Origin of the sequence: Methanoculleus frigidifontis (genome assembly GCF_030464345.1) — an archaeon.
GTDB classification, from domain to species: domain Archaea; phylum Halobacteriota; class Methanomicrobia; order Methanomicrobiales; family Methanoculleaceae; genus Methanoculleus_A; species Methanoculleus_A frigidifontis.
This window is the reverse complement of sequence record NZ_VCYH01000028.1, coordinates 1-1287: the sequence shown is the minus strand read 5'-3', so window position 1 is coordinate 1287 and position 1287 is coordinate 1. Positions and strand designations below refer to the sequence as shown.

The following is a 1287-nucleotide window of genomic DNA, read 5'->3' as shown; positions in this document are numbered from 1 at the left end:
CACATCGATCGGATCGGGCTGAAGCGCCCACCCGTCGCCCCGCAGCCGGATGGTGGTATCGATCGTCCCGTTCACCGCGACCGTCTCGGGACTGACCGAGGTCTCCACCGAGAGATACGGATAGTTCTTCCAGGTCAGGACGATGGTACGCGTCACGTTTCCCCAGGCCGCCTCCACCGTGCAGGTCCCCGTCGCCGTCGGGTCATAGCCGGCCATCCCCCGCGTTACAAACGCACCGGGGGTGAGCGGGACGGTAGCGTAGCCGTCGCCGTCCGTGACTGCCGTCACCGGCACCCCCACATCCTGCCCACCGAGCTGCGGTGCCTGGGTCTGGATGTACGTGCCGTTGTCGACGCTCAGCAGGGTGAAGGTCACCGTCTCGTTCTCGACCGGATTGCCCTTGATATCCATCACTTTTGCGCGGACGAGAGCGACCGAATCGGGTTTGACGTCACGGCTCGGCATCGTCTGCGGGCTTGCGGTCAGCAGCATGTTCACCGGATCAGTGCTGGTGAACTCCACCTCCCGGGACTCGGTTACGCTCGCATTCGCCGCAGCCGTCGCGGTGATCGTCACTCGTCCGGTCGTCTCCTTCGGGCCGTAGGTGATCGAGACCTGCCCGGACGAACTCGTCGTCAGCAGTTCGTCTTCGCCGCCGATAGTGGTATTGACCCAGAGGTCTTGTCCCTGTACCGGATTCCCGTAGCGGTCGAAGAGCGTGTAGGTGAACGAAAACGTGCTCGTTCCATCGGCGGGCACGTAGGGTGGTGAGCCCGTCGACGGCGACACGACAGAGGCGATGCTCGCGGGCGCTGCGTTCGCCACCCCGAGAATGGAGAAAAAGGTATCAGGAATCGATCCTGGCGAATCGATCACGATGATGTTCTCACCCGCACGCTGATCAATCCGCAGGGTGCCGGTTGCATCGCCCGCAGTGTCCACCGCAACGGCGATGCGAGTTTCACAGTCACCGCCGTTTACGAAACCGGCCGTTCCCCCGGACGAACTGACGGCGAAGATGACCGACTCGGCCGTGTTCCGGCTATCGATCGGGTTGCCGTAGCGGTCGGCCAGCCGGACGACGATATCCGTCTCCTCCCCGACCGTTGCCTCGGCCGCGTACGCAAGCCCGGCGAGGGCATAGGGTTCGGCGTGGTCGATCTGCTGCAGGCAATCCTGGATAATCTCCCCGTCGGGGTAGGTGACCCGGACGGTGATCGGGGCGTCCCCGCTCAGCGTCCCGGGCGTGAACGTCGCCGTCGCCCGGCCGTTCGCGTCGGTGACGCC

The 1287-nt window shown here is 64.8% G+C and carries 1 protein-coding gene; it reads right to left on the bottom strand.

All coding sequences use genetic code 11. The features are described 5' to 3' along the window. Positions 1 to 1287: Ig-like domain-containing protein (locus FGU65_RS15820; RefSeq protein ID WP_301665462.1), on the bottom strand; the 1287-nt coding region annotated here is incomplete at both ends.